General features: G+C 72.7%; 24 protein-coding genes and 1 pseudogene. 13 read left to right on the top strand and 12 right to left on the bottom strand.

The window, feature by feature from the left end:
- The 3 genes and pseudogenes from G472_RS0123980 to G472_RS35295 all read left to right on the top strand — a co-directional run.
- Window positions 1-1,032, top strand: a 1,032-nt coding sequence (locus G472_RS0123980; RefSeq protein ID WP_029010410.1) for an acetoacetate--CoA ligase, incomplete at its 5' end; no start/stop codon positions are given.
- Window positions 1,033-1,140: 108 nt separating this feature from the next.
- The gene (locus G472_RS0123975) at window positions 1,141-1,386 is read left to right on the top strand and encodes a type II toxin-antitoxin system Phd/YefM family antitoxin (RefSeq protein ID WP_029010409.1); all 246 of its coding nucleotides are present in this window, start codon (window positions 1,141-1,143) and stop codon (window positions 1,384-1,386) included.
- A 59-nt stretch (window positions 1,387-1,445) separates the two neighbouring features.
- Window positions 1,446-1,796: pseudogene (locus G472_RS35295) on the top strand (type II toxin-antitoxin system VapC family toxin); the annotation flags it as partial.
- Window positions 1,797-2,021: 225 nt separating this feature from the next.
- Here G472_RS35295 and G472_RS0123965 read toward each other — a convergent pair.
- Entirely contained in the window at window positions 2,022-2,231 is a 210-nt protein-coding gene (locus G472_RS0123965) for a hypothetical protein (RefSeq protein WP_029010408.1), read from the bottom strand.
- A gap of 444 nt (window positions 2,232-2,675) precedes the next feature.
- Here G472_RS0123965 and G472_RS0123960 point away from each other — a divergent pair, with 444 nt between their 5' ends.
- Window positions 2,676-2,867 carry a hypothetical protein gene (locus G472_RS0123960; protein ID WP_029010407.1) on the top strand — a complete coding sequence of 64 codons (192 nt, stop codon included), beginning with the start codon at window positions 2,676-2,678 and terminating at the stop codon, window positions 2,865-2,867.
- A gap of 323 nt (window positions 2,868-3,190) precedes the next feature.
- On the opposite strand, the gene G472_RS0123950 is transcribed toward G472_RS0123960, so the two are convergent.
- From G472_RS0123950 to G472_RS0123935, 4 genes are all read right to left on the bottom strand, one after another.
- On the bottom strand, window positions 3,191-4,231 hold the full coding sequence (locus G472_RS0123950) for an AbrB family transcriptional regulator (RefSeq protein WP_035693578.1): 1,041 nt from the start codon (window positions 4,229-4,231) through the stop codon (window positions 3,191-3,193).
- Between the two features lie 94 nt (window positions 4,232-4,325).
- On the bottom strand, window positions 4,326-5,840 hold the full coding sequence (locus G472_RS0123945) for a tripartite tricarboxylate transporter permease (protein ID WP_029010405.1): 1,515 nt from the start codon (window positions 5,838-5,840) through the stop codon (window positions 4,326-4,328).
- A gap of 3 nt (window positions 5,841-5,843) precedes the next feature.
- The gene (locus G472_RS0123940) at window positions 5,844-6,311 is read right to left on the bottom strand and encodes a tripartite tricarboxylate transporter TctB family protein (protein ID WP_029010404.1); all 468 of its coding nucleotides are present in this window, start codon (window positions 6,309-6,311) and stop codon (window positions 5,844-5,846) included.
- 125 nt (window positions 6,312-6,436) lie between these two features.
- Entirely contained in the window at window positions 6,437-7,402 is a 966-nt protein-coding gene (locus G472_RS0123935) for a Bug family tripartite tricarboxylate transporter substrate binding protein (RefSeq protein WP_029010403.1), read from the bottom strand.
- Between the two features lie 139 nt (window positions 7,403-7,541).
- Here G472_RS0123935 and G472_RS0123930 point away from each other — a divergent pair, with 139 nt between their 5' ends.
- From G472_RS0123930 to G472_RS0123905, 6 genes are all read left to right on the top strand, one after another.
- A complete protein-coding gene (locus tag G472_RS0123930) occupies window positions 7,542-8,207 on the top strand; it encodes a response regulator (RefSeq protein WP_029010402.1) in 666 nt (221 codons plus the stop codon).
- Window positions 8,204-9,658 carry a sensor histidine kinase gene (locus G472_RS0123925; RefSeq protein WP_029010401.1) on the top strand — a complete coding sequence of 485 codons (1,455 nt, stop codon included), beginning with the start codon at window positions 8,204-8,206 and terminating at the stop codon, window positions 9,656-9,658. Before G472_RS0123930 ends, G472_RS0123925 begins: the two co-directional genes overlap by 4 nt.
- The gene (locus tag G472_RS35290; RefSeq protein ID WP_035693576.1) at window positions 9,655-10,740 is read left to right on the top strand and encodes an ABC transporter substrate-binding protein; all 1,086 of its coding nucleotides are present in this window, start codon (window positions 9,655-9,657) and stop codon (window positions 10,738-10,740) included. Before G472_RS0123925 ends, G472_RS35290 begins: the two co-directional genes overlap by 4 nt.
- A gap of 212 nt (window positions 10,741-10,952) precedes the next feature.
- Window positions 10,953-12,137, top strand: coding sequence for an efflux RND transporter periplasmic adaptor subunit (locus G472_RS35285; protein WP_084536884.1), 1,185 nt, complete (start codon window positions 10,953-10,955; stop codon window positions 12,135-12,137).
- Window positions 12,134-15,214: an efflux RND transporter permease subunit gene (locus tag G472_RS0123910; protein ID WP_029010400.1), complete on the top strand. Its 3,081-nt coding sequence runs from the start codon at window positions 12,134-12,136 to the stop codon at window positions 15,212-15,214. Before G472_RS35285 ends, G472_RS0123910 begins: the two co-directional genes overlap by 4 nt.
- Window positions 15,215-15,345: 131 nt before the next feature.
- Window positions 15,346-16,158 carry a MipA/OmpV family protein gene (locus G472_RS0123905; RefSeq protein ID WP_029010399.1) on the top strand — a complete coding sequence of 271 codons (813 nt, stop codon included), beginning with the start codon at window positions 15,346-15,348 and terminating at the stop codon, window positions 16,156-16,158.
- 52 nt (window positions 16,159-16,210) lie between these two features.
- Here G472_RS0123905 and G472_RS35280 read toward each other — a convergent pair whose 3' ends face one another.
- Window positions 16,211-17,503 (bottom strand): sensor histidine kinase, encoded by a 1,293-nt coding sequence (locus G472_RS35280; protein ID WP_035693574.1) that lies wholly within the window; start codon window positions 17,501-17,503, stop codon window positions 16,211-16,213.
- Between the two features lie 41 nt (window positions 17,504-17,544).
- A complete protein-coding gene (locus G472_RS0123895) occupies window positions 17,545-18,216 on the bottom strand; it encodes a response regulator transcription factor (RefSeq protein WP_029010398.1) in 672 nt (223 codons plus the stop codon).
- 144 nt (window positions 18,217-18,360) lie between these two features.
- Between G472_RS0123895 and G472_RS35275 the strand changes: the two genes are divergently transcribed.
- From G472_RS35275 to G472_RS0123880, 3 genes are read left to right on the top strand one after another with little or no spacing between them, the layout of a single operon-like run.
- Window positions 18,361-19,050 (top strand): DUF6134 family protein, encoded by a 690-nt coding sequence (locus G472_RS35275; RefSeq protein ID WP_051341198.1) that lies wholly within the window; start codon window positions 18,361-18,363, stop codon window positions 19,048-19,050.
- A complete protein-coding gene (locus G472_RS0123885) occupies window positions 19,047-19,823 on the top strand; it encodes an SDR family NAD(P)-dependent oxidoreductase (protein ID WP_029010397.1) in 777 nt (258 codons plus the stop codon). Before G472_RS35275 ends, G472_RS0123885 begins: the two co-directional genes overlap by 4 nt.
- On the top strand, window positions 19,820-20,290 hold the full coding sequence (locus G472_RS0123880; protein ID WP_029010396.1) for a nuclear transport factor 2 family protein: 471 nt from the start codon (window positions 19,820-19,822) through the stop codon (window positions 20,288-20,290). Before G472_RS0123885 ends, G472_RS0123880 begins: the two co-directional genes overlap by 4 nt.
- Here G472_RS0123880 and G472_RS0123875 read toward each other — a convergent pair.
- The 5 genes from G472_RS0123875 to G472_RS35260 form a co-directional block, all read right to left on the bottom strand.
- Window positions 20,241-20,732: a DUF3833 domain-containing protein gene (locus G472_RS0123875; RefSeq protein WP_035693582.1), complete on the bottom strand. Its 492-nt coding sequence runs from the start codon at window positions 20,730-20,732 to the stop codon at window positions 20,241-20,243. The genes G472_RS0123880 and G472_RS0123875 overlap by 50 nt on opposite strands.
- A 78-nt stretch (window positions 20,733-20,810) precedes the next feature.
- A complete protein-coding gene (locus G472_RS35270) occupies window positions 20,811-22,148 on the bottom strand; it encodes an MFS transporter (protein ID WP_035693571.1) in 1,338 nt (445 codons plus the stop codon).
- The gene (locus tag G472_RS0123865) at window positions 22,145-23,383 is read right to left on the bottom strand and encodes an SAM-dependent methyltransferase (protein WP_029010394.1); all 1,239 of its coding nucleotides are present in this window, start codon (window positions 23,381-23,383) and stop codon (window positions 22,145-22,147) included. The genes G472_RS35270 and G472_RS0123865 overlap by 4 nt, the downstream gene beginning before the upstream one ends.
- Complete coding sequence (locus G472_RS35265) at window positions 23,380-24,222, bottom strand: DUF1365 domain-containing protein (protein WP_051341197.1); 843 nt, start codon at window positions 24,220-24,222, stop codon at window positions 23,380-23,382. Before G472_RS35265 ends, G472_RS0123865 begins: the two co-directional genes overlap by 4 nt.
- A complete protein-coding gene (locus G472_RS35260; RefSeq protein ID WP_035693570.1) occupies window positions 24,222-25,586 on the bottom strand; it encodes an NAD(P)/FAD-dependent oxidoreductase in 1,365 nt (454 codons plus the stop codon). Before G472_RS35260 ends, G472_RS35265 begins: the two co-directional genes overlap by 1 nt.
- Window positions 25,587-25,644: the final 58 nt, after the last annotated feature.

Here is a 25,644-nt window from a genome sequence, read left to right as displayed (position 1 = left end):
TACTTCACCACCTGCGGCTGGATGATGTGGAACTGGCTGATGACGGGGCTGGCGAGCGGCGCCACGCTGCTGCTGTACGACGGCTCCCCCTTCGCCCCCGACGCCAACATCCTGTTCGACTACGCCGACGCCGAGGGCATGACCTTCTTCGGCACCTCGGCCAAGTACATCCAGACCCTGCAGAAGAACGGGCAGGAGCCGGCGCGCACCCACCGGCTGGAGTCCCTGCGCACGCTGGCCTCCACCGGCTCACCGCTGATGCCGGAGAACTACGATTACGTCTACGGCGCCATCAAGGGGGACGTGCACCTGGCGTCCATCTCCGGCGGCACGGACATCGTGAGCTGCTTCGTGCTGGGCCAGCCCGCCGCGGCGGTGCACCGGGGCGAGATCCAGGCGCGCGGCCTCGGCATGGCGGTGGACGCCTTCTCCGACGACGGCCACCCGCTGGACGGCGGCGGGCGGGGTGAGCTGGTGTGCACGCGGCCGTTCCCGTCCATGCCCGTCGGTTTCTGGAACGACCCGGACGGCGCGACGTACCGCGCCGCCTATTTCGAGCGCTTCCCCGGCGTGTGGACCCACGGCGACCTGATCGAGCGCACGGCGCACGGGGGCTGGGTGATCCACGGCCGCTCCGACACGGTGCTCAACCCCGGCGGCGTGCGCATCGGCACCGCCGAGATCTACCGCCAGGTGGAGCAATTCGACGAGGTCATGGAATCCGTCTGCATCGGCCAGGATTGGGACGGCGACGTGCGCGTCGTGCTGTTCGTCGTGCTGCGCGGCGGCCTGACCCTGGACTCCGGCCTGGAGGGCCGCATCCGCCGCCGCATCCGGGAGAACTGCTCGCCCCGCCATGTGCCCGCCAAGATCGTGCAGGTGACGGACATCCCGCGCACCCGCTCGGGCAAGATCACCGAACTGGCGGTGCGCGACGCGGTCCACGGCCGCCCCGTCCGCAACACCGGCGCCCTGGCCAACCCGCAGGCTCTCGACCAGTTCACCGGCCGGCCGGAGCTGGGCGCGGATTGATACGGCTTCCGGCAGATCATGCGATCACCGTGCAGGCGCCCGGCGTGGCACTTCACTCACGCCCTTGAACAGGCCAGCCTGTAAGCTGGTTTGTTGTGGGAGGACTTGATGCGGGAGATTGGCGCCTTAGAGGCGAAGAACACACTTGGCGCCTTGCTCGACCGGGTCGAGCGGGGGGAAGAGGTGGTGATCACCCGCCGGGGTCGGCCTGTGGCAAAGCTGGTGCGGGCCGACAGCGGGTCCGACCGGGAGTGCCAACGGGCGCTGGCCGCCGCCGGCATTCGCGCGTTGCGCAAAGGCGTCACGCTGGGCGGCGGCAGCGTCAAGGACCTGATTGACGAGGGGCGGCGATGAGCGTCGTCCTCGACGGCTCGGTTGCCCTGGCGTGGTGATTCGAGGACGAGGCGACGGCCGAGATCGACGCCCTGTTCGACCGCATCGCCGAGCGCGGTGCCCACGCTCCCTCACTATGGCGGCTGGAGGTGGCGAACGGGCTGCAAACGGCGATTCGGCGCAAGCGCATCGACGCGGCCTATCGCGACTTGGCGCTCTCCCGCCTGATGGCGCAACGAGTGGCGGTCGATCCTGAAACAGACCGGCACGCTTGGTCGGCCACGGTTCGATTGGCGGAGCGCCATGGCCTCACCGTCTACGACGCCAGCTATCTCGAACTGGCCCTGCGTCTTGGTCTGCCGTTGGCGACGGCCGACAAGGCGCTGAAGGCTGCCGCTGAAGGCGCGGGCTTGCCCCCGCTGAAGTGCTGAAGATTATTTCTGATGCGCCTGAAACGGGACGGTGGCGCCGGGACGCTGATCTGTAAAAGTATGGACTTCCCTTACATCCTGTCCTGTCGCGGCAGGTGTTCGGCAGGGTGATCGTGTCCGATGCCTCGCAGGCTGTATGATCGTCTCCCTGGCCACGGGGGCGGTGTGAAGGAAGGTCTGCATCAGCGTCGTCCGAAGCACCATCGCCCTTGGTGTGTTCTGACGTCATTGTGCAGCTCGATGGCGGCGTCGCCGCTGTCGGCGACCGCCACCACGGCGCGCCCGGATCAGCGTGTCGCAGGACCGCTCCGCGTCGGTGCGGCACCGCCGGACCTCCTCCACCGTCACCCGCGCGGCATCGGCGATGCGCTCCCCGGCGCCGGCGATGGCGTCCGAGGCACCGTGCGGATCGCTCGCCGCACCGTCCGCGACCATGACCCTTTGTCCGGACCAGCGGACACAAGGATCTACCGGATAGATGTGTTAATAACAATCATGTCACATTGTCTCTTGCGCTTTTTCCTCCGACGGGATACACAGTATCCGCCGCCACCGATGTGGAATGGCCGCGGTGATTTGATCGCCAGCTTGCACCGCGTCACCAAACGCTAAAGCGCCACGATGCCGGTCGTGGACCCTGGATGGAGTGACCGGATGTCCGACCTTCGCTTCTTGCCGTTCCCGCCTCTCCCCGCACCCGCGCACGCCCGCCGCCCGGCGGACCGCATGATGCCCTGTCGCCTCATGCCCGGCGCGCAGTGTCGACGCCGTCGCTGACCGACCGCACCGCGGCCGTCGTCCGGCCGCCTCCGGTTCCCCCGTGATCAGAGACCATCCGCGCCCGCTCCCGGAGCCGGGCGCGTCGGGAGAGTGCATGTCATGACCCAAAATCAGGCTTACGCCATCGAAGTGTCCGGCCGGTCCGCCGGCATCGTCGTCGCCGAACGGCGGGGGTTCACCTTCTTCGCCGCCGACCGGGCGTTTCAGTCCCTCGACCGCCACACCTTCCGCCGGGTGATCGAAGCGGAACGCGCGGCCCGGCAGGTGCTGGCCACCCGCGTCCGGGTCTGATACGCGGTCAGGACGATCCTGACCGCTGCGTTCAAACGCCACGCAGGCTTCGGCCCTATCGGGCCGCGGCCGCCGTCGCGGCCGATACCGGGTTCGGACGTCTAGACCTATCGAACCCGGTATGACCCCCGAACGCAGACGGGGCGCCCGAAGGGGCGCCCCGCTGCCTCATGGTTCCGCTCGTGGCGGCTTCACCGGGGGCGGCGCAGCATGCGCATCACACCCTTGAAGATCGCGTACCGTTTGACCCACTTCCACATGGAGGTCTCCATCGCGGTGTCGAATGAAGCCTCAACAGGCCGGCGCACCGTTCGTCCCGCCGCCTATCCGCCGGACGGTGCGCGGCGGCGCGGCGTCCACCACGGCGTGGTCAGGCCGATGCCGAGGAAGCGCACCACGTGGTGGGTGCCGACGAAGGCCACGTCGTAGCCCAGCGCGAAGGTCACCACCGTCATCGCCTCCACCCCGCCCGGCGCGTACGCCAGCCAGAACTGGCCGAAGGGCAGGTCCAGCCAGGCCGCACCGGCCGCGGCGAAAGCGGCGGACACGGCCAGCGCCAGGGCGACGCTCTCCAGCCCCGGCCGCAGGTCCGCCAGCAGGCGGGCCGGCGCCACCCCGCGGAACCGCGCCCCGATCACGGCACCGGTGGTGACGAAGCCGACCGCCAGCACCGCCGCCGGCGGCCGCCCCTCGACCAGGCCGGTGGCGTGCAGGACGGCGCTGACCAGCATGGCGCCCAGCAGCGCGTCGCCCGGCACGCGCAGGCGATGGAAGGCGTACGCCCCGGCGGCGCAGGCGATGGCCAGCACGGCCAGGTCGGCGGGACCGGTGACGTGCGCCCCGGCCGCCGCACCGGCGGCCGGCGCCGTCCCGCCCGACAGGCCCTCCAGCACCCAGGGCATGGCCGCCACCAGCACGAACAGCCGCAGGCTCTGCACCAGCGCCACCCGCGGCAGGTCGGCGCGGGTGGCCGCCGCCGTGGCCAGCACCGCCGACAGGGCGCCGGGGATGGCGGCGAAGCGCGCGCTCGCCCGGTCCCAGCCGTGCACGACCTCCAGATAGGCGGAACACACCGCCACCGTCGCCACCACCGATCCCGCCAGCAGCAGCAGGCTGGCCGGCCAGGCGGCCATGCGGTCCACCGTCTCCGGCGTCACCCCCGCCCCCATGGTGAGGCCGAGCAGGGTGAAGGCGCACAGGCGCACCGGGTCCGGCACACCCACCGGCAGGCGGGCCAGCCCGCCCGCCGCCACCGCCACCATGGCGCCGGCCAGCCACGCCGCCGGCAGCCCCAGCCAATGGAACAGGCCCCCGCCGGCGAAGGCGAGGACCAGCGTGAGCGCGAGGGAGGACAGGGTCGCCATGGACGGGATCGCGTCTGCGGGGAACCGGAAGGGTGCGCACCATAACGGGATGCGCCGCCCCTGTCGCGCGGGGGCGGCGCATCCCGGCCCTGCGTCAGGCCGCCGTGCCGTCGGGGGCCGCGGCCATGGCGGCGCGGCGGCGCCGGTGCAGGTACCAGGGGGCCAGCACCACCAGCACCGCCATGCCCCACAGCACCAGCGAGATGGTGCTCTCGAACAGGATCGAGACCTCGCCGCCGCTGATGGCCAGGGCGTTGCGCAGGTTGGTCTCCGCCACGCGGCCCAGCACGAAGCCCAGCACGATCGGCGCCAGGTCGAAGTCCAGCTTGCGCGCCGCATAGCCCAGCACGCCGATGCCCAGCATCATGTAGATGGACAGCACGCTGGCATACATGCTGTAGACGCCCAGGAACGACAGCACCAGGATGCCGGGGATCAGCACCCAGTTGGGCACCGTCAGCAGCCGCACGAAGACGTGCACCATCGGCAGGTTCAGCAGCAGCAGCAGGATGTTGCCGATGTACATGGAGGCGATGAGGCCGCCCGCGATGTCCGGCCGCTCCGTGAAGAGTTGCGGGCCCGGCATGATGTTGTAGAGCATCAGCGCCCCCAGCATCACCGCCGTGGTGCCGCTGCCCGGCACGCCCAGCGTCAGCATGGGCACGAAGGCGCCGCCGGCGGCGGCGTTGTTGGCCGCCTCGGGCGCCGCCAGGCCGCGCGGGTCACCCTTGCCGAAGGTGCCGCGGTCGAGCAGGCGCTTCTCGGTGGTGTAGGACACCGCACTGGCCACCGACGCGCCGGTCCCCGGCAGCACGCCCACCACGAAGCCGATGCCGGAGCAGCGCAGCACCGTGCCGACGCACGAGCGCAGCGTCGCCAGGCTGGGGAAGCCGCGGCCCACCGCGATCGGCTTCAGGCGCCCGTGGTACTGGTGCTCCAGCATGAACAGCACCTCGCTGATCGAGAACAGGCCGATCACCAGGATGATGAACTCGATGCCGGACGACAGTTCCGGTTCGTCGAAGGTGAAGCGGTAGGCGCCCGACGTGGGGTCCAGCCCGATGGTGGTCAGCGCCAGCCCGATAACGCAGCCGATCATGGTCTTGACCGGGTGATGCCCGACCATGGAGCTGAGAGTGGCGAAGGCGAACACCATCAGCACGAAATACTCCGCCGGGCCGAAGCCGATGGCGAGCTGCCCGAGCAGCGGCGCGAAGAAGGTCAGCCCGACCACCGCGATCATGCCACCCACGAACGAGCTGATGCCGCTGATCGCCAGCGCCTCGGCGGCGCGGCCCTGGCGGGCCATGGGGTTGCCGTCCAGCGCCGTCATCACCGCCCCGGCGTCGCCGGGCACGTTCAGCAGAATCGACGAGATGCGCCCGCCGTACTCCGCCCCGTAATAGACGCCGGCCAGCAGGATCATGGTGCTGTCGGCCGGCACGCCCATGGAATAGAGCAGCGGCAGCAGGAGCGCGATGCCGTTGATCGGACCGACGGCCGGCAGGGCGCCGACCAGCGTGCCGAGGAAGCAGCCGGCCAACCCGTACATCAGGTTGTGCCACTGCAGGGCGACGCCGAAGCCGGTCCACAGATAATCGAGCGACATGGCTCAGCCTCCGAACAGGGTGCCCACCGGCAGCGGCACCCCCAGCAGGTGGACGAAGACGCCGTACCACAGCGCCGCGTTGCCGACGCCGCAGGCGATCGCCTGACGCGGCGTGGCGTCGAACAGGATGGCCGTGCCGGCGCACATCATCAGCGTTGCCAGGGGGAAGCCCAGCGGCACGTACAGCGTGGCGCTCAGCGCGCTCAGCACCAGCAGCCCCACCAGGCGGGCCAGCAGCCGGCCGCGCGGCCACGGCTCGGCGTTCCCCGGCCGCAGCGCGTACCAGACGGCGAGCACCGCCAGCAGCAGGCTCAGAATCACCGGGAAGGAGCGGGGGCCCAGCGGGTCGGAGGAGAAGGCGTATTCGATCTGCGTCCCGGCGATGCCGTACACCACGGCAAAGCCGAACAGCACCACGCCGGGCAACCGGGCCGTCAGGCCCGCCTGCCCGGGAGAGTCGGCGGTGTGCATGGGGGTCTCCCGGTTGGGTCGGGGAACGTACGGCACCGGACCCCCGCCCGCATCCCCCGGCGCGCCCCGGGGGAGGAGGACAGAGGACGGGGAAACGGGCGGGAGGCCCGGTGCGACGGCTCGCCTTAGAGGCCCGCTTCCTTCGCCAGTTCCTTGAAGCGGGCGACGTCGGCGCGCACGCGGTCGTCGAAGTCCTTGCCCAGGATCGCCAGCGGGAACAGGCCCCGCTCCTCCCGCTCCTTCTGGAACTCCGGCGTCTTGACCAGGGTGGCCAGCGTGTCGACCCACCACGTGTAATCGGCGTCGCTGACCTGCGGGCCGACGTAGTAGCCGCGCCACACCGGCCAGGTCAGGTCATAGCCCTGCTCCTTCGCGGTCGGCACGTCGGCGAGGTCGCCGGGCAGGCGCTCGTCGGCCATCACCGCGAGGATGCGCACCTTGCCGGCCTTGTGGTGCGGTGCCATCTCGCCGGCGTCGCCGGACGCGATCTTGATGTGCCCGCCCTGCAGCGCGGTGGCCACCGCCCCGCCGCCTTCCAGCGCGGCGTAGCGCATCTGGCGCGGCGGCACGCCGGCGCCCTTGGCCACCACCGCCGCCTTCATCCAGTCCTGGCTGCCGACGGCGCCACCGCCGCCCACCGGAAAGGCGTTGGGCTGGTCCTTGTACGCCTTCACCAACTGGTCCAGCGAGGTGATGGGGCTATCGGCGGCCACGGCGATGACGCCGTAATCGGTGCCGACCGCGCCCAGCCAGCGCACCGCCGTCTCGTCATGCTTGCCGAACTTGCCCTGGGCCAACAGCAGCGCCGAGCCGGAGGAGGCGGCGACGACCAGGCCGGGGTCGGAGGGGCGGGACCCGATCACGTGGTTGTAGGCGGTTGCACCGACGCCGCCTTCCATGTAGGTGACCGCCATCGGCGCCGGGATCATCTTCGTGGCCAGCAGGGAATTGGACACCAGCCGGCAGGTCAGGTCGAAACCGCCGCCGGGCTTGGCGCCGGCCAGGCATTCGGTCTTTTCGGGCGCCGCCATGGCGGCACCGGCGCCGAACAGGATGGCGACGACCGCCGCCGAGGACAGGAAACGCTTCATGGCATTCGACTCCCTGGTTCACCTTTTGGCCCGCCCGTCCTACCGTCTCCGGGGGGCGTGGACGGAACGGTAGCGGGAGTTCCTGTCACCAGCCTTTCATTGATGGGTATAACAAACAAATCTTTCGGGGGAGGACGGCATGCGCATCCTGCTGGTGGAGGACGATGCGGATCTGGCGGACGGGCTGCTGCGCGCCCTGCGCGCCCCCGGTCACGCCGTCGACCATCTGAGGGACGGGGAGGAGGCGGACCTCCTGCTCCGCCACGAGCCGTTCGACCTGGTGGTGCTCGACCTCGGGCTGCCCGGGCGCGACGGGCTGGACGTGCTGAAGGGACTGCGCGCCCGCGGCAACGCCGTTCCGGTGCTGGTGCTGACGGCGCGCGACGCGCTGGACCAGCGCATCGCCGGCCTGGATCTGGGCGCCGACGACTATCTGGCCAAGCCCTTCGCCCTGCCCGAGCTGGAGGCGCGGGTGCGCGCCCTGCTGCGCCGCGGCAGCGGCCGGGCGAGCAGTCGCATCGTCCACGGCCGGGTGGCGCTGGACACCCGGGCCCGCCGCGTCACCGTCGACGGCGCGCCGGTGGAGCTGCCGCGGCGCGAGCTGTGCGTGCTGGAGGTGCTGCTGACCCGCGCCGGCGAGGTGCTGAGCAAGGAGCAGATCGCCAACCAGCTCTACAGCTTCGACGACGAGGCCGGGCTGACGTCGATCGAGCTGTACGTGCACCGCCTGCGCAAGCGCCTCGCCCCCGCCGGGCTGGACATCCGCACCGTGCGCGGCCTCGGCTACTACGTGGAGCGGCCATGACCGCTTCGTCCCCCGACGCGCCGCCACCGTCGGTTGACGGCCGGGGCCGGCCGTGGTCGCTGCGCCGCCGCCTTCTGCTGTGGCTTCTGGCGCCGCTGCTGGCGCTGTGCGGCGCCATGCTGCTGGACGCGCACGTGGGCGCGCAGCGCGCCGCGGACCGCGCGTACGACCGCCTGCTCGCCGCCTCGGCGCTGGCCATCGCCGAACGCATCATCATCGGCGACGACGGGCCGGAGGTGGACCTGCCGTACGTGGCGCTGGAGATGCTGGGCTCCACCGCCCAGGATCGCGTCTACTACCGCATCACCGGGCCGGGGGACCGCTTCGTCACCGGCTATCCCGACCTGCCGGGGCCGTCCGGCGGCAGCGGCGGACACTCGGCGGAGCCCGCCTTCCTGGACGGCCGCTACCGCGGCGAGGCGATCCGCATCGCCGTGCTGGACCAGCCCGTGCTGTCCGACGGGGCCGCCGGCCGCTTCACCATCGCGGTGGCGCAGACCCGCGGCGAGCGCAACCGGCTGGCGGAGGAACTGGTGCTGCGCAGCGCCGAGCGCTACGGCCTGCTGATCGCCGTCACCGGCGTCATCGCCTGGGTGGCGGTGACGCGCGGCCTGGCGCCGCTCAACCGCCTGCGCGACGCCATCCGCGCCCGCTCCCCCGACGATTTCTCCCCCCTGCGCACCGACGTCCCGGCGGAGGTGCGCGACCTGGTGGGCGCCATCAACCAGTTCATGGCGCGCCTGGGGGCCAGCCTGGAGGCCATGGAACGCTTCATCGCCGACGCCTCGCACCAGCTCCGCACGCCGCTGGCCGGATTGCAGACACGGGCCGAGCTGGCCCTGCGCGCCGGCGACGGGGCGGAGCTGCGCGACGCCGTCGGCCGGCTGCTGGACAGCACCCGCCGCACCTCGCGCCTGGCCGAGCAGTTGCTGACCCACGCAAGGGCCAGCGGCGGCGGCAGCGACGACGCCCGGCGGACGCTGGACCTGGCGGCCCTGGTCGCCGACGTGGCGCGGGCCTGCGTGCCCGCCGCCGCCGGGCGCGGCGTCGACCTGGGGGTCGAGCGCGCCGAGCCCGGCGCCCTGGTGAACGGCGACGAGGTGCTGCTGCGCGAGATGACCCGCAACCTGATCGACAACGCCGTGCGCCACGGCCGCGCCGGCGGCGTGATCAACCTGCGCGTCCTCGCCGCCGGGGCGGATCACGGCGTGCGCCTGGAGGTGGAGGACGACGGTCCCGGCATCCCCGCGGCGGAACGGGCTCGCGTGTTCGAGCGGTTCTACCGCATCCCCGGCCGCGGCGAGGGCAGCGGCCTGGGGCTGGCCATCGTGCGCGACATCGCGCTGCGCCACGGTGGCGCCGTCACGCTCGACGACGGGGCGGGCGGCGACGGGGCGGGCGGCCGCGGCCTGCTGGTGCGCGTCGAGCTTCCGGCGGAGGGCCGGCCATGATCCGTGCGCTGAGCGCCCTCGTCCTGCTGCTCGCCGCCGTCACCGTCGCCGCCACCCCGCCGGCCGCCGCGGTGACCGTGGTCTACCCGCCCCCGGCGGCGCCAACAGGGCCCCGAACGCTGGAGATCCACGGCGCCACCGACATCGAGGCGATGGACCCGGTCATCCGCAGCTTCCAGGAGCTGCACCCCGACATCGCCGTGACCTACGAGGACCTCAACACCAACGAGCTGTACGAGCGTTTCCTGGCCGACGAGGCCGCCGGACGGCCGGGGCCGGACCTGGTGCTCAGCTCCGCCATGGACCTGCAGATCAAGCTGGTGAACGACGGCTACGCCCAGCCCTACGCGTCGCCGGAGGCCGCCGCCCTGCCCCGCTGGGCCACCTGGCGCAACGAGGCGTTCGGCTTCACCTCCGAACCCGTGGTGATCGTCTACAACCGCGAGCGGCTGCACGAATCGGAGGTGCCGCAGTCCCGCTGGGACCTGGCGGAGCTTCTGCGCACCCAGCCGGAGCGGTTCCGCGGCAAGGTCGCCACCTACGACGTCCGGGCCAGCGGTGTGGGCTATCTCTTCGTCACCCAGGACAGCAAGCAGTCGCCCGCCATCTGGGACCTGGCGCGGGAGTTCGGGGCCGTGGACGTCCACCTCCACGACCGCAGCGCCACCATCCTGGATGCGGTGGCGCAGGGCGACCTGCTGATCGGCTACAACCTGCTGGGGGCGTACGCCCGCGCCCGCGCCGACCGGGACGACCGCATCGGCATCGTCATGCCGGAGGACTACACGCTGGTGATGTCGCGCACCGCCTTCATCCCGCGGCGCGCCGGCAATCCCGGCCCGGCGCGCCTGTTCCTCGACCACCTCCTGTCGGAACGCGGCCAGCGCATCATCGCCGGCCCGTCGCACCTCTACGCCATCCATCCCGACGTCCACGGCCCCACCACCCTGCGCGCGGTGGAGGCCGCCGCCCCCGGCCCGCTGCGTCCCATCCGCATGGGGCCGGGCCTGCTGGTCTATCTGGACGCCAGCAAGCGACGGCTGTTCCTGCGCCAGTTCCTGGGAACGATCGAACGACCGTAGGGCGCGGGATCGACCGCCTTCTCCCGCCGGACGTCACACCGACGGCATCAGAATGATGCCGTCGGTCCACCCCGATCGATCAATGCAAAGCTTTGATCTGTCGGGTTTCACGGTCGGAAACCAATGGAACCGATCTTTTTCCGGCCGTATCAGACTGCCGCAACGCATCCGGTCCATGCTCCGGCGACGTGGTATGAACCGGAGAGACTGGCATGGCCTGCCGCACCCCCCGCCCCGTGTCCCTTCAGGCGCACGCCGCCCGCCCCCGTCCCCGGCCCTATGCCGCACTCCTGGCCGGCCTGCTGGTCGGCGTCGCCACGGGCCTGGCCCTCTCGGCGGGCGGCATCGGCGCCGCACCCTCCGCCGCCGGCAACACCCCGCCACCCGGCGCCATGGCGGCACCGGCCCCTCCGGCGTTGACGGTCACCGCGACGGCGCCGCGTCCCGTCGTCTGGCCCGTGACCTTCACCGCGTACGGCGCGATCGCCGCCGTGGAGGAGGCCAGCGTCGGGGCGCAGATCGGCGGCTACCGGCTGGTCGACGTCGGCGTGAACGTGGGAGACCACGTCAGCCGGGGACAGGTGCTCGCCCGTTTCGATGCCGCCCTGCTGCGCGCGGAGGAGGCTCAGCTTACGGCCGGCCACGACCAGGCGGAGGCCGACCGCCGCCGTGCCCGAGCCCTGGAGCGGCGCGGAAACATCAGTGAGAAGGACCTCCTCGACTACGACACCCGGGCGCGCATCACCGCGGCGCAGCTTGCCGCCAAGCGGCTGCAGCTCGATCACACCGAGGTGGTCGCTCCCGACGACGGGGTGATCAGCGCGCGCACCGCCACCCTCGGCGCCGTGGTGCCGGTCGGCCAGGAGCTGTTCCGGCTGATCCGCCGCGGCCGGCTGGAATGGCGCGGTGAGCTGACCGCGGCGCAACTCGCACGGGTCGCCCCCGGCCGGAGCGTCGTGCTGGCCCTGCCCGACGGCAGCAGCGCGACCGCGACCGTGCGCCGGATCGCCCCCGCGCTGGAGGACCGGTCGCGCCTGGGCATCGTCTACGCCGACATCGAACCGGGAGGCTCGGCCCGTGCGGGGATGTACGCCGAAGGACGCGTCTCGGACGGCCGGCGGCCGGCCCTGGCGGTTCCGGCGCAGAGCGTGGTGATCCGCGACGGGCGCACCTATGTGGCGGCGCTCGACGGGGCGGCGGCGACACCGACCGTGTCGTTGCGGGAGGTCACCACCGGACGCCACCGGGGGGACGAGGTCGAGATCGTCGCCGGCGTATCCGAGGGAGACCGCCTGGTCGTCCGCGGTGCCGGATTCCTCGACGACGGCGACACCGTAAGGATCGCGGAGCCGACCGCCGCTGGCACGATCGCCGAACGGAAGGACCCGCTGCCGTGAATCTTGCCACCTGGTCCATCCGCAACCCGATCCCCGTGGTCCTGCTGTTCATCCTGCTCACGCTGGCCGGACTCTGGGGATTCCGCGCGCTGCCGATCCAGCGCCTGCCCGACCTCGACCTGCCGCGGGTGAGCATAACCCTGAGCCAGCCCGGCGCGGCCCCCGCCCAACTGGAAACGGAGGTGGCGCGGCCGGTCGAGGATTCCCTGGCGACGCTGAGCGGGCTGAAACACATCCGCACCGCGATCACCGACGGGCAGGTGACGATCGACGTCGACTTCATCCTTGAGAAGCGGCTGTCCGACGCCCTGATGGACACGAAGGACGCCGTCGACCGCGTGCGCCCGGACCTGCCGACCGATCTGCGCGAACCCACCGTCAGCGCGGTCACCGTCGGCGGCGGCCCCATCCTGGCGTATTCCGTCGCGTCCGCACGGCTGGACGAGGAGGCGCTGTCGTGGTTCGTCGACGACACGGTGGGCAAGGCGGTCCTCGCGGTGCCCGGCGTCGGCCGTTTCGAAAGGCTCGGCGGTGTGCAGCGCGAGGTGCGCGTCGACGTCGATCCGGTGCGCCTCGCCGCCCTCGACATCACCGTCGGCGATGTGTCCCGGGCGCTGCGCCGGACCCGGCAGGACGCGTCCGGGGGCCGCGGGCAGCTCGGCGATGCCGAACAGTCCGTGCGCACGGTGGCCGCCGTGCCGCGGGCCGCCGACCTCGCCGCCCTGCCGATCGTGCTTCCCGACGGCCGGCACCTGTCTCTGGACCGGATTGCCGTCGTCAGCGACGCCATCGCCGACCGCACCCGGGCGGCCCTGCACGACGGTGCTCCCGTCGTCGGCTTCAGGGTCTATCGCGCCAAAGGATTCGATGAAACGGCCATCGCCGACGGCGTGAACCGGGCGCTGGAGGGGCTGTCGGCCGCCGATCCGTCCCTCCGGGTCTCCCTCGTCTCGAGCCGGGTGGTCGACACGCTGGAGCAGTACGATGGTTCCATGCACATGCTGTACGAGGGGGCCGTCCTCGCCGTGATCGTGGTCTGGTGGTTCCTGAGGGACTGGCGGGCGACGCTTATCGCCGCCGCCGCCCTGCCGCTGTCCATCCTGCCGGCCTTCGCGGCGATGGCGTGGCTCGGGTACTCGCTCAACACGCTGACCCTGCTGGCGCTGGCCGTCGTCGTCGGCATCCTGGTCGACGACGCCATCGTCGAGATCGAGAACATCGAACGCCACCGGCGCGCCGGCAAACCGATGCTGAAGGCCACCGCCGATGCCGTCACGGAGATCGCGCTCGCGGTGATCGCGACAACCATGTGCCTCGTCGCGGTGTTCCTGCCCACCGCATTCATGGGCGGGGTGCCGGGCCTGCTGTTCCGGCAGTTCGCCTGGACGGCGGCCATCGCCGTGCTGGCCTCGCTGCTGGTCGCCCGGTTGCTGACGCCGATGATGGCCGCCCATATTCTGGTCCCGCACACCCGGGACGAGCCGGAGGACGGCCCCGTCATGAGGTGGTATCTGGGCACCGTGCGCCGCTGCCTCGCCCACCGGGGCGTCACCATCGCCGCCGCCGGCGCCTTCTTCGTCGCGTCGCTGGCGCTGCTGCCGCTGATCCCCCGGGGCCTGATCCCGCCGGCGGACGGCGGCTTCGTCACGGTCGGCTTCGAGCTGCCTCCGGGCAGTTCCCTTCGGAACAGCCTGGAGGTGTCCGAGGCGGCTCGGGCGGTGCTGGGCGAACTCCCCGGCGTCGACAGCGTGTTCACTGCGATCGGCGACGCCCGGCGGGCCGGAGGCGGAGGAGCGGCGGGAGAGGTGCACAAAGGCAGCCTGACCCTGACGCTGGCGCCGCGCGCCGGGCGCCCGCACCGGGCGGAGATCGAGGCGGCCGCGCGCATGGCGTTGCAGCGGGTGCCGGGCGCACGCTTCGCGGTCGGCGACGGGGTCGGCGCCAAGCTGGAACTCATCCTTGCCGGCGAGAACGCGGCGGCGCTGACGGCCGGCGCGCGGGCCCTGACGCGCGACCTGCGCGCAATGGACGGCCTGTCGAACATCGCATCGAGCGTCAACCTGGACCGGCCGGAGATCCTCATCCAACCGGACGCGCGGCGCGCCGCCGAACGGGGGGTGACGACCGCCGCCATTGCCGAGACCGTGCGCATCGCCACGAGCGGAGACTTCGATGCGCAGGTCGCCCGCCTCGACCTCGACACGCGCCGTGTCTACATCCGGGTGCGGGTCGCGGAGACCGTACGCCGCGACCTGGAGGCCCTGGGCAACCTGCGGGTCAGCGGGCGGGATGGCGTCGCGGTGCCGCTCTCCGCGGTGGCGACGCTGTCGCTTGGCAGCGGCCCGGCCCGGATCGACCGTTACGACCGCCGCCGCCACGTGACGGTGGATGCCGACCTTGGCGACCTGCCCCCGGGCACCGTGCTTGCGGCCGTAAACGCCCTGCCGTCGGTGCAGGGGCTGCCGTCCGGTGTGGCGCTCATCCGGGCCGGAGACGCCGAGATCGCCGGCGACCTTGCAACGGGATTCGGCATGGCGATTCCGATCGGCGTGCTGTGCGTTCTGTGCGTCCTGATCCTGCTGTTCCGGAACGTCTTCCAGCCGCTCACCATCCTGTCGGCCCTGCCGCTGTCGCTGGGCGGAGCCTTCGTGGCGCTGCTGGCGGCGGGGAGCGAACTCAATGTTCCGTCGATGATCGGACTGGTCATGCTCATGGGGATCGTCACCAAGAACTCGATCCTGCTGGTGGAACACGCCGTCGCCGGGCGACGCGACCACGGCATTTCCCTTCACGACGCGCTGGTCGACGCCTGCCACAAGCGCGCCCGCCCCATCGTGATGACCACCGTGGCGATGGCGGCGGGCATGCTGCCGATCGCGCTCGGCCTCGGCGCCGACGCCGGCTTCCGCCAACCCATGGCGGTGGCGGTGATCGGCGGCCTGCTGACCTCCACCGCGCTCAGCCTTCTCGTGGTGCCCGCGGTGTTCGTCGAGATGGACCGGGCCGAGCAGGCCCTGATGCGCCTCACCGGCCGCGCCCGGCGCGGCGCGGCGGGCGTCCCGGGTGGCCTGTCGTGAGGGCCCCGGAGGCGCCGGCCCGATCGAAAAAAGCGGCATAGACGGCCCGCTTGTCAGCCTGCGGCAATGTCGCAAGCGTCAACTGCACGGCATCGGGAACCATTCCCGCCACCGCAGAGGACGAAAGCCGAATGTCGTTGCACCACACGCGTGCCCCGGCCCTGGCCCTGACCGGGTTCGCCGCCATGGCCCTTATCGCCGGCACGGCGCGGGCACAGAACACATCGAAGGAGTTGGTGCCCGGCAGTTGGTCGGCGACCATCGGTATCGGCGCCGTCGTCGCCCCGGAATACCCCGGCAGCGACGAGGCGTCCATTTCCCCGGTCCCGCTGATCGACCTGCGCTACCGCGTGGGAATGACCGGCCTGGACACCGTCTTCCTCAACACCGGCGACGGTCTCGGCGTGGTCGTGCTGCGCCGGGGGGCGTTCTCGACGGGAGTCAGCGTCAACTACGCCTCCGGCCGCGACGAGGACGACGGCGACCGGCTGCGGGGTCTCGGCGCCATCGATGCCGCGGCGCGCGGCCGGCTGTTCGTGCGCGCCGACTTCGGTGCGCTCGGCCTGGGGCTGGACATCGATCGTGCGTTCGGAGCGCAGGACGGCACCTTCCTGACCATGAAAGCGTCGTACAGCGCCCACCTGACGCCCGCGCTGTCCCTCACCGGCCACGTCGGCGCCACCCTGGCCGACGGGAGCGGACAGCGGCAGTGGTTCGGTGTCACGGAGGCCGGAGCCGCCCGGTCGGGGCTTCCCGCCTACCGGCCGGACGGCGGGCTGCAAAGCGGCACGCTGGGCGTCACCGCCGCCTATGCGCTGACCCCGCACTGGCGGCTCACGGCCCGGGTCGGCGTCACTCAATTGCTGGGCGACGCTGCCGACAGCCCGGTCGTCGAGAACGAAACGCAGCCCTACGGCTTCCTCGGCGTCTCCTATCGGTTTTGAACGGCCGCGGCAGGCCGGATCGTTCGCGACCGGCCTGCCCCGCCTGCGGGGATCACGCCCCTGCGTCGACGACGCTCAAGGTCCCGGACGGCGGAAAGCGGATCAGGAAGACGGCGCCCGGATGCCCGTCGCGCAGGTCGATCGACGCCCCGTGGGCGCGCAGCACCTCCCGCACGATGTACAGGCCGAGCCCGGCGCCGCCGCCCCCGCCGGACCGCTGGAAGGCGTCGAACACACGGCCCCGCGCTTCCGGGACGATGCCGACGCCGGTGTCCGCCACCTCGACCGAACCGTCGGCGCGCACGCGCATGTCGATGGCGATGTTCGCTCCGCCGTGGGTCAGCGCGTTGCTCACCAGATTCAGGAAAACGCCGCGCAGCGCGTGCTCGTCTCCACGCAGCTCCAGCCGCGGCAGGGCGGTGTCGAAGGACAGGGTGCTGCCGAGGCCGATGGCCAGCGGCCCCATTTCCGCGACCACCTCCCGGGCCAGCGCCACGACGTCGACCCGCCGGCTCCCGTCGATTCCCCCGCGCTGCAGCCGCTCCACGTCGAGGAGCTGATCGGCCAGCATGGTCAGCCGCTTCACGTCATGCCGCAACGCCAGCTTCGCCGGGCCCTCCGGCAGTTCATCCAGCCGGACGCCGAGGATGGCGATCGGCGTGCGCAGTTCATGTGCCGCATTGGCGATGAAGCGCCGCTGGCGCTCGTGCTCCTCGTCCAGCCGGGCGAAGGCGGCGTTCGTGGCGGTGACCAGCGGGAGGATCTCGACCGGCACACCGGCCTCCGGAAGCGCCGGCACCCGTTGTCCGGGTGCCGGAGCGGCGGCCGCCTGCGCCGCGCGCTGCACCGGCCGCAGCAGAAAATGCACCAGACGGGCGATGACCAGCGTGGTGCAGGCGGTCACCACGATCAAAGCGGCGAGCCACCGTTGCAGCCGATCCGCCAGCCAGGCACGCACCCCGTCCCCGATGTCGCCCCGATGACCGCCGAACATCAGGGCGATCCGGCTGTGCCGGATGCCGAAGTGAAAGGCCGGGGCATGCGCGTTGACCTGATCGCCGTCGAACAGGTTCATCGATCGGGCGGCCCCGCCTTCGATCGTCGTCACGCCATCGGTGGCGAAGAACCAGAAATCGGGGTTTCCGGCCATGTACGCGGCCAGGTCCGGCGACGGCGCCAGAACGAGCCGGCCCGTCGCATCACGAACCAGGGATTCCGCCAGCAGCGGCTTGACCTCCTCCCTGGCGAACCACTCGGCGAAGGACTCCCGGTCCTCCCTCAGCGGTTCGGTCAGAATCACCAGCAGCCCGACCAGAGCGACGAACGCCACCAGGCCCTGGATCATCCGACGGGCCAGCGAAGGACGGCTGGCTTTCCCCGGCCCCGTCATTCCGCCTTCGCCATGTAGCCGACGCCGCGCAACGCGTGGATCACGACCCCGGCGCCGCTGTCGGCAAGGCGCCGCCGCAGGCGCGACACGTGGGCGTCCAGCGTGTTGGAGGTCGGCGCGTCGTCGAAGCCGAACAGCGCCGCTTCGATGCTCTCCCGCAGGACGACCCGGCCGGTGCGCCGCAGGAGAAGGTCGAGCAGCGCCAGCTCGCGCCGCGGCAGCGACAGGGGCACGCCGTTCACCAGCGCCTCCCGGTGCACGGGGTCGAAGGAGAGCGCGCCCAGCACCAGGGGCTCCGCCGGCACGCCCGGCCGCCGGCGGGTCACCACACGCAGGCGGGCCAACAGTTCGTCCAGCTCGAAGGGCTTGGTCAAATAGTCGTCCGCGCCGGCATCCAGGCCCTCCACCCGCTCGTTGGTCAGCCCGCGGGCGGTGAGGACGATGACCGGCGGCGGGTCCGGCAGTGCGCGCAGCGCCGGGAGCAGGTCGACGCCGTCGCCGTCGGGCAGGCGGCGGTCCAGCAGCACGGCGCGCAGTCCGGGATCGCGAACCGCTTCACGCGCTTGCGCCAGATCGGGCGCCCAGTCCACGACGAAGCCGCGCCGGCCGAGCGCCGCGCGCAAGGCGGCGGCCAATTCCACCTCGTCTTCCACCAACAGGATGCGCATCGGCCCCTCGACCCGGTCAGACACCGCCACTGTGCCAGCGGAACATTGCCAAAGTCTGACGGGAGACCGGCCGGTGGACGAACTCCCCCGGTGATCCGACCGCCGGCGCGCCGCGTACCGGGGCAGCCGCGGTTGGAGAGACCCATGCATGCCCGCTCCCTTTGCCCCGTCCCCGGTCGTCCTGCCCGAAGCCGCCCGCTGATCGGGGCGCTGCTGGCCGCCGCCGTCACCGCGCTCGCCGCCGCACCGGCCGGGGCGTTCGACCCGGTGGCGGCCTACGGCGGCGATCTCGTCTTCGACATCACGCGCAACGGCGCGGCGGTGGGCGAGCATCGCGTGACCTTCGAGCCCGCCGGCGGGGAGCTGCGCGTGCGGGCGCGCAGCGACATCGCCGTGTCCCTGCTGGGCATCACCCTCTACCGCTTCCGCTATGAATCGCAGAGCGTGTGGACCGGCGGCCGGCTGGCCCGGTTGCACGCCGACACCGACGACGACGGCCGCGTCACCCGCGTCCGCCACCCCGGCGGCGACGGCCTGTTCCCCACCGACCACTGGCATCCCGGCGTCATCGGCAGCACGGCGGTGCTGAACACCATCACCGGCGCCGTCAACCGCGTGACCATGACGCGCGAGGGGGAGGATGCGGTGCCCGCCCCCGAGGGCCGGCGCCCGGCGGCGCGCTACGCCTACCGCGGCGAGCTGGAGGCCACGGTGTGGTACGACGACGCCGGGCGGTGGGTCGGGCTGCGCTTCGCGGCGCGCGACGGGTCGACCATCGATTACGTCTGCCGCCGCTGCGGCGCAGGCCCGCAGAGCGCGGAGCGACCGTCGTGACCGGCACCGGCGACGGCGTCGCCTGGATCACCGGGGCGAGCAGCGGCATCGGCCGCGCGCTGGCGCTGCGCCTGGCGCGCGACGGCCGGACGGTGGCCGCCTCCGCCCGCTCCGCCGGGGCCCTGTCGGCGCTGGCGGCGGAGGCCGGGGCAGAGGCGGAGGCGGAAGGACGGATCGTGCCCTTCCCGCTGGACGTCACCGACGCCGGCGCGGTCGCTGCGGCGGCCGACGTCATCGAGAGGCGGCTCGGCCCCGTCGGACTCGCCGTGCTCAACGCCGGCACCCACACGCCCATGGGGCTGGACGATTTCTCCGCGGCGACGGCGCGGGCGCTGATGGAGGTCAACTATTTCGGCGTGGTGCACGCGCTGGACGCGCTGCTGCCGCGCCTGGCGGCGCGCGGCGGCGGGCGGGTGGCGGTGGTGGCCTCGGTCGCCGGCTACCGCGGCCTGCCCACGGCCGCCGCCTACGGCCCCACCAAGGCGGCCCTGATCAACCTGTGCGAGGCGCTGAAGCCGGAGTGCGACCGCGCCGGCATCCGCCTGCACCTCATCAACCCCGGCTTCGTCGACACCCCCCTCACCGCCCGGAACCCCTTTCCCATGCCCGACATCATCCCCGCCGCCGCGGCCGCCGACCGCATCGCCGACGGCCTGGCCGGCGACCGCTTCGAGATCGCCTTTCCGCCGCGCTTTGCGCGCACCCTGAAGCTGGCGCGCTGCCTGCCCTACCGCGCGTATTTCGCATTGGTCCGCCGGGTGACCGGAACATGACCGCGCCCCCGGAGGACGACGCGCGCCGCCGCGGCCTGGACGACTGGGCCGCCTTCTTCGAAGGGCTGAGCACCGACCGGCTCGACGACCTCGACGCGCTTACCGCGCCGGACGTGCGCTTCAAGGATCCGTTCAACGACGTGCGCGGCCGCGCGGCGGTGCGGGCGGTGCTGGAGCACACGCTGGCGTCCTGCCGCGGCCTGCGCTTCACGGTGACGCACCGCGCGTTCGCCGGCGATCTCGCGTTCCTGCGCTGGCGGTTCGAGGCGACGGTGCCCGTCGTCGGCGCGCTGGACGTCACGGGCATGAGCGAGGTGGCGCTGGCCGGCGACGGCCGGGTGGCCGCCCACGTCGACCATTGGGACGCGGGCGAGCACCTGTACCTGCGCCTGCCCCTGCTGGGGCCGCCGCTGCGCCTCATTCGGCGGCGTCTTGCCGGGCCGGCTGCGGCTGGAAGAACAGGCTGACCGTGCCGATCCACACGCCCCACCGGCTGAGGTGGGCGCGGTTGATCAGCACGCCGCCCGGCTGCAGGAACATCCAGTCGTCGAAGGCGACGCGCCACGTGCCGTCGCCCACCGCCATGTCCATCTCATAGCGCCAGTTCAGGGCGTTGCCGGCCGCCCGGCCGGTGGCCACGCCGATCACGTCGTCGGCCCGGCCCTCGTAGGTGCCGTCGCCGGTCGCGACGATGCGCCAGACCCGGCGCTGCGTCTCGCCGTCGGCATAGACGAAGTCCTCCTCCAGCACCAGCTCGCGGCCGTTGCGGGTGCCGCGGATGTCCACCGTGAACTCCCGCCGCACGGTGCCGAAGCGGTCCTCGAACAGCCCCCAGGCCCGGGTGTGGCCGGCGAAGTAGTCCTCGATCCTGAGTTCCGGCGTGCGGCCGGCGAAATCGCTGGGTTCCATGGAAGCGCATCCGGTGGTCGTCACGAGCGCGAGGAAAAGTGCCGTCAGGGTGGTGCGGAGCATCGGTCCTCCGGTCCGCTAAGGGGTGGAGCACCGCCCGGCGCGGGCGGCGCGGGATTCGATCCGCCGCCGCACCGCCGCGTGGCGGCGCGCGGTCAGCGCGTACCCCCGGACCAGCGCCACCGCACCCGCCTTGGCTACGATGGGCAGGCCGGCGTAGATCACCGCCAGCGCCGTCAGCGCGCCCGGCGGCTGCACCGCGGCCAGCGGGTCGAAGCCGAAGGCGCCGGCCAGCGGCAGCGCCACCGCCACCGAGACCGCCAGCGCCAGCTTGGTCGCCATGGTCCAGGCGGCGAAGTAGACGCCGGCGCGCGCCCGGCTGTCGGTCAGGGTGCCGACGTCCACCACGTCCGCCTGCATGGCCGGCGGCAGGGCCAGATCGGCGCCGAGCGCCGCACCGGTCACCACGCACACCAGCGCGAAGGGCAGCACGTCGCCCGGTCCCAGCAGCGGCACGGTCGCGAAGGCGGCGCAGGCGCCGGTCATCGCCGCGCACCACGCCCGGTGCTTCTCCATGGCGCGCGCCAGCCGCAGCCACAGCGGCACCGCCGCCACGGCGCAGGCGAAGTACAGCAGCAGGAACGCCCCCTCCCACCCCGGCCCGGCGCCCAGCGCGTGGCCGACGAAGAACGGGAACAGCACCGCCGGCACGCCGGTGGCCAGCCCGTTGAGCGTCCACGCCGCCAGCAGGCGCAGGAACGCCCGGTTGCGCGCCAGGGCGGCCAGCGCCCGCCGGGGCGGTTCCGGCGGCACCGCCGATCCCGCCGGCTCCGGCACGCCCATCAGCAGCCCCGCCACCGCGGGCGCCCCCAACACCACCGTCACGAGGGCCAGGGCGGCGAGTCCCGCCGCCCTGTCGTGGCCCATCCAGGCCGCCGCCGCCGGAACCGCCCCGGCGGCCAGCAGCCCCAGCACGCCCGCCGCCTCCCGCGCCCCGGCGACGCGGGTGCGGGCGTGATAGCCGCTCTCCAGCTCCGCCCCCCACGCCTGGTAGGGCACCTGCACCATGGTCCAGCCCAGGTAAAGCAGCGCGCTCCAGGTGAACAGGTGGAGCGCGCCGGCCCCGGCTGGCGGATCGAACAGCCGCACCAGCGCCACCCCGGCCAGCAGCGCCCCGGCGGCGATCCACGGCTTGCGCCGCCCGAACCGCCCGCCGCGGTCGCTGAACCAGCCCACCAGCGGGTCCGACAGCACGTCCAGCGCCCGGGCCGCCGTCAGCGCCATCGCCGTCGCCCCCGGGCCCAGCCCGGCATGCTCCGCGTAATGCGCCGGCAGCAGCACGGCGACGGGGATGGTGGGCAGTGCGAAGGGCAGCGCCGGCAGGGCGTAGAGCGCCAGCCGCCGGCCGGCGATCATGGCCCGGCCGCGGGGCGGCGCAGGCGCCAGAAGCCCACGTCGATCACGCCGGTGCGGAAGCCGGCCTCGCAGTAGGCGAGGTAATAGTCCCACAGCCGCCGGAACCGCTCGTCGAAGCCCCGGCGCGCCACCTCCGGCCACGCCGCGTGGAAGCGGCGGCGCCATTCCGCCAGCGTCGCGGCGTAGGACGCGCCGAACATCTCCACATGCTTCACCTCCAGCCCGGCGCGCGCGGCCTGCGCGCGCATGGCCGCCGGACAGGGCAGCATGCCGCCGGGAAAGATGTGGCGCTGGATGAAGTCGCAGCCGCGCCGGTAGGCGGCGAAGCGGTCGTCGGCGATGGTGATCGCCTGGATCACCGCGGTCCCGCCGGGTTCCAGACGGTCGCGCAGGACGCCGAAGTAGCGGGGCCAGTGCTCCTCCCCCACCGCCTCGATCATCTCGATGGAGACGATGCGGTCGAAGGTGCCGGTCACGTCGCGGTAGTCGCGGAACTGCAGGTCCACCGTGCCGGCGCGCCGCTCCGCCGCCAGCCGCTCCTGCGCCAGGGCCAGTTGCTCGCGCGACAGGGTGATGCCGACCACGCGCGCGCCGCGGCGGCGGGCCAGATGCTCGGCCATGCCGCCCCAGCCGCAGCCGATCTCCAGCACCCGCTGGCCGGGGGTGACGTCGAGCAGGTCGGCGGCGCGGCGCAGCTTGGCCTCCTGCGCCTCCTCCAGCGTCTCGCCGCCGCCGGTGTAGAGGGCCGAGGAGTAGTGCATGCCGCGGTCCAGCCACAGGCCATAGAATTCGTTGCCCAGGTCGTAGTGGAAGGCGATGTTGCGCCGGCTGCCGCGCCGGGTGTTGGCCCGGAGCCGGTGGAACAGGCGGTTGGCCAGGCGCACCGCCCCCGTGCCCCGGGCGACGACGCCCGGGCGCCCCTCGTTGCGCAGGGCCAGCGCGATCAGGCCCGGCAGGTCGGAGGTGCGCCACAGCCCGTCGGCGTAGGCTTCGGCAAAGGCGATGTCGCCGCCCAGCAGCAGGCGGCGGGCCGCCGCCGGGTCGTCCAGGGCCAGGGAGACGCGCGGCACCCCGTCCGGCGGGCCGAAGCGGTGGCTGCGCCCGTCGGGCGTGGTCACGTCCAGCGCCCCGTCGCCGATGCGCGACGCCAGGCGCAGGAAGGCGGCGGTCCACAGGTTGCGGGCGGGCAGAAGGGCGCGCCACCGGGGCGGCGCGGCGGCGGTCAGTTCGGTCATGCGGGCACGTTCCTGCTGGTGTTCGGGGCGCCGCCGGCGGGGGCGCCGGCCACGGGGACGACGGCTACAGGGGCAACGATGGTGGCGGACTCCGCCGGGCCCGGCGGCCGGGGCATGATGCCCAGCCCCTTGCGCCACAGGCGCCACGCCTCCCAATGGATGCCGGCCATCACCTTGGCGGTCATCAGCGGGTGGCGCAGCCACGCCGCCGCCAGCGTCCGGTCGCTCAGCTCCGCCCGCCGCGCGGCGAGGGAGGCGTGCAGGACCGTGCCCCCGGCGTCGGTCTGGTGGATGGCCACCGCCACCGCCTCGTCCGGCGGGCGGATGCGGAAATGATAGGTCGTCTCCATCGCCATGAAGGGGGAGACGTAGAAGCGCTTGTCGCAGGTCTGGCGCACCAGCCCGTCGGCCCCGGCCGCCGCCGGGATGACGTAGGTGTGGCGCTGGCCGAAGGTGTTGGACACCTCGTGCAGGATGGCCGCCAGGGTGCCGTCGGGACGGTGGCAGAACCACACGCTCAGCGGATTGAAAGCGTAGCCGAGCACGCGCGGAAAACACAGCACCCGCACCGGCCCGCCGGCGGGCAGCCCGGCCGCGGCCAGGTGCCCGTCGACCCAGGCGCGGATCGGCCGGCCGTCGCCCGGCCCGTGGTCCGCGTCGTGGAACGCGGTCAGGGCAAAGCGCCCGTGGGCGAACAGGCGCAAGCGCCGGTCCAGTTCCGGCAGCTCGTCAAGGTCGAGGAGCAGGCTGAACACCCGGTAGCGCAGGCGGTGGCGCACCGGCTTCAGCCGGCTGTGCACCACCGTTCCCTCGTAAAGGCCGGAGGCGAAGCCGTCCATCACGCCGCCTCCGACGCGCGGCGCGGCGGGGCGGCGGGGCCGACGTGGATGCGGCCGGATTCGTCGGCCACCGTCCACGGCCGGCGCACGCCGCCCAGCGCCTCCGCCACCGCAAGCCCGGCCTGCAAGCCGTCCTCGTGGAAGCCGGCGCCGAACCAGGCGCCGCAGAACCAGGTGTTGCGCACCCCTTGCAGGCTCCACAGGCGCTGCTGGGCGTGCCGCGCCTGCGGATCGAAGACCGGGTGGTCGTAGAGGAAGCTGCGCAGGATGGTGTCCTCGCGCGGCTGGCGGGTGGGGTTCAGCGTCACGAACAGGTCGCGCCCGGCCGGCAGGAAGGTCTGCAACCGGTTCATCCAGTAGGTGACGCACACCTCCCCGGTGTCGCCGGCGTGGTTGCGGCTGCCCAGGTAGTTCCAGCTCGACCACACCGCGCGGCGGCGCGGCATCAGCGACGGGTCGGTGTGCAGGATGGCGAGGTTGCGCTGATAGCGGAAGGCGCCCAGCAGCGCCCGTTCCGCCTCGTCCGCGTCGGCCAGCAGGCCCAGCGCCTGGTCGGCGTGGGCGGCGATGACCACGTGGTCGTGGGTGCGCACGCCGCCGCGGCGGTCCTGCACCTGCACCCGCCCGTCCTCGCGCCGGACGTGCTCGACGGCGGTGTTGAGGCGCACGGCGTCGCCCAGGTCGGCGGTGATGCGGCGCACATATTCGCGGCTGCCGCCCTCCACCGTGCGCCAGACCGGACGTCCCGTCAGCTTCAGCAGCCCGTGGTTGTCGCAGAAGCGCACGAAGGCCGCCGCCGGATGGTCCCGCATCGTCCGCGCCGGGGCCGACCAGATGGCCGCCGCCATGGGCAGCAGATGGTCGTTCACGAAGGCGTCCGAATAGCCGCCGCGGTCGAGGAACTCACCCAGGGTCAGGCGGTCCGGGTCGGGCCCGGCCAGCAGGCGCGGCGCTTCCCGGTAGAAGCGCAGCAGATCGCGGATCATGCGCAGGAAGCGCGGCCGGATGAGGTTGCGCTTCTGCGCGAACAGGGTGCCCGGCGACGTGCCGGCGTACTCCAGCGCGCCCTCGCCGAGGGAGACGGCGAACGACATGTCGGTGGCCCGCGTCGGCACCCCCAGATGGTCGAACAGCGCCACCAGGTTGGGATAGTTCGCCTCGTTGTAGACGATGAATCCGGTGTCCACCGCCGTGCCGCCGCCGGCGTCCACGGTGTTGGCGTGACCGCCCGGCCGGTCCTCCTTCTCGTACAGGGTCACCCGGTGCTCCCGCGACAGCAGCCAGGCGGCCGACAGGCCGGAGATGCCCGATCCGATCACGGCGATGTCGAGCGGGCGGGGGGAGCGGAAGGGAAGGACGGTCATGGGGCACCGGTCAAAAGTGGTATGCGCGATCGCCCCGATTACGCCGGCGCGCCGTTCC

Source organism: Azospirillum halopraeferens DSM 3675 (assembly GCF_000429625.1).
Lineage (GTDB): Bacteria > Pseudomonadota > Alphaproteobacteria > Azospirillales > Azospirillaceae > Azospirillum > Azospirillum halopraeferens.
The sequence above is the reverse complement of the archived record's forward strand: the minus strand, read 5'-3'. Positions and strand labels throughout refer to the sequence as shown.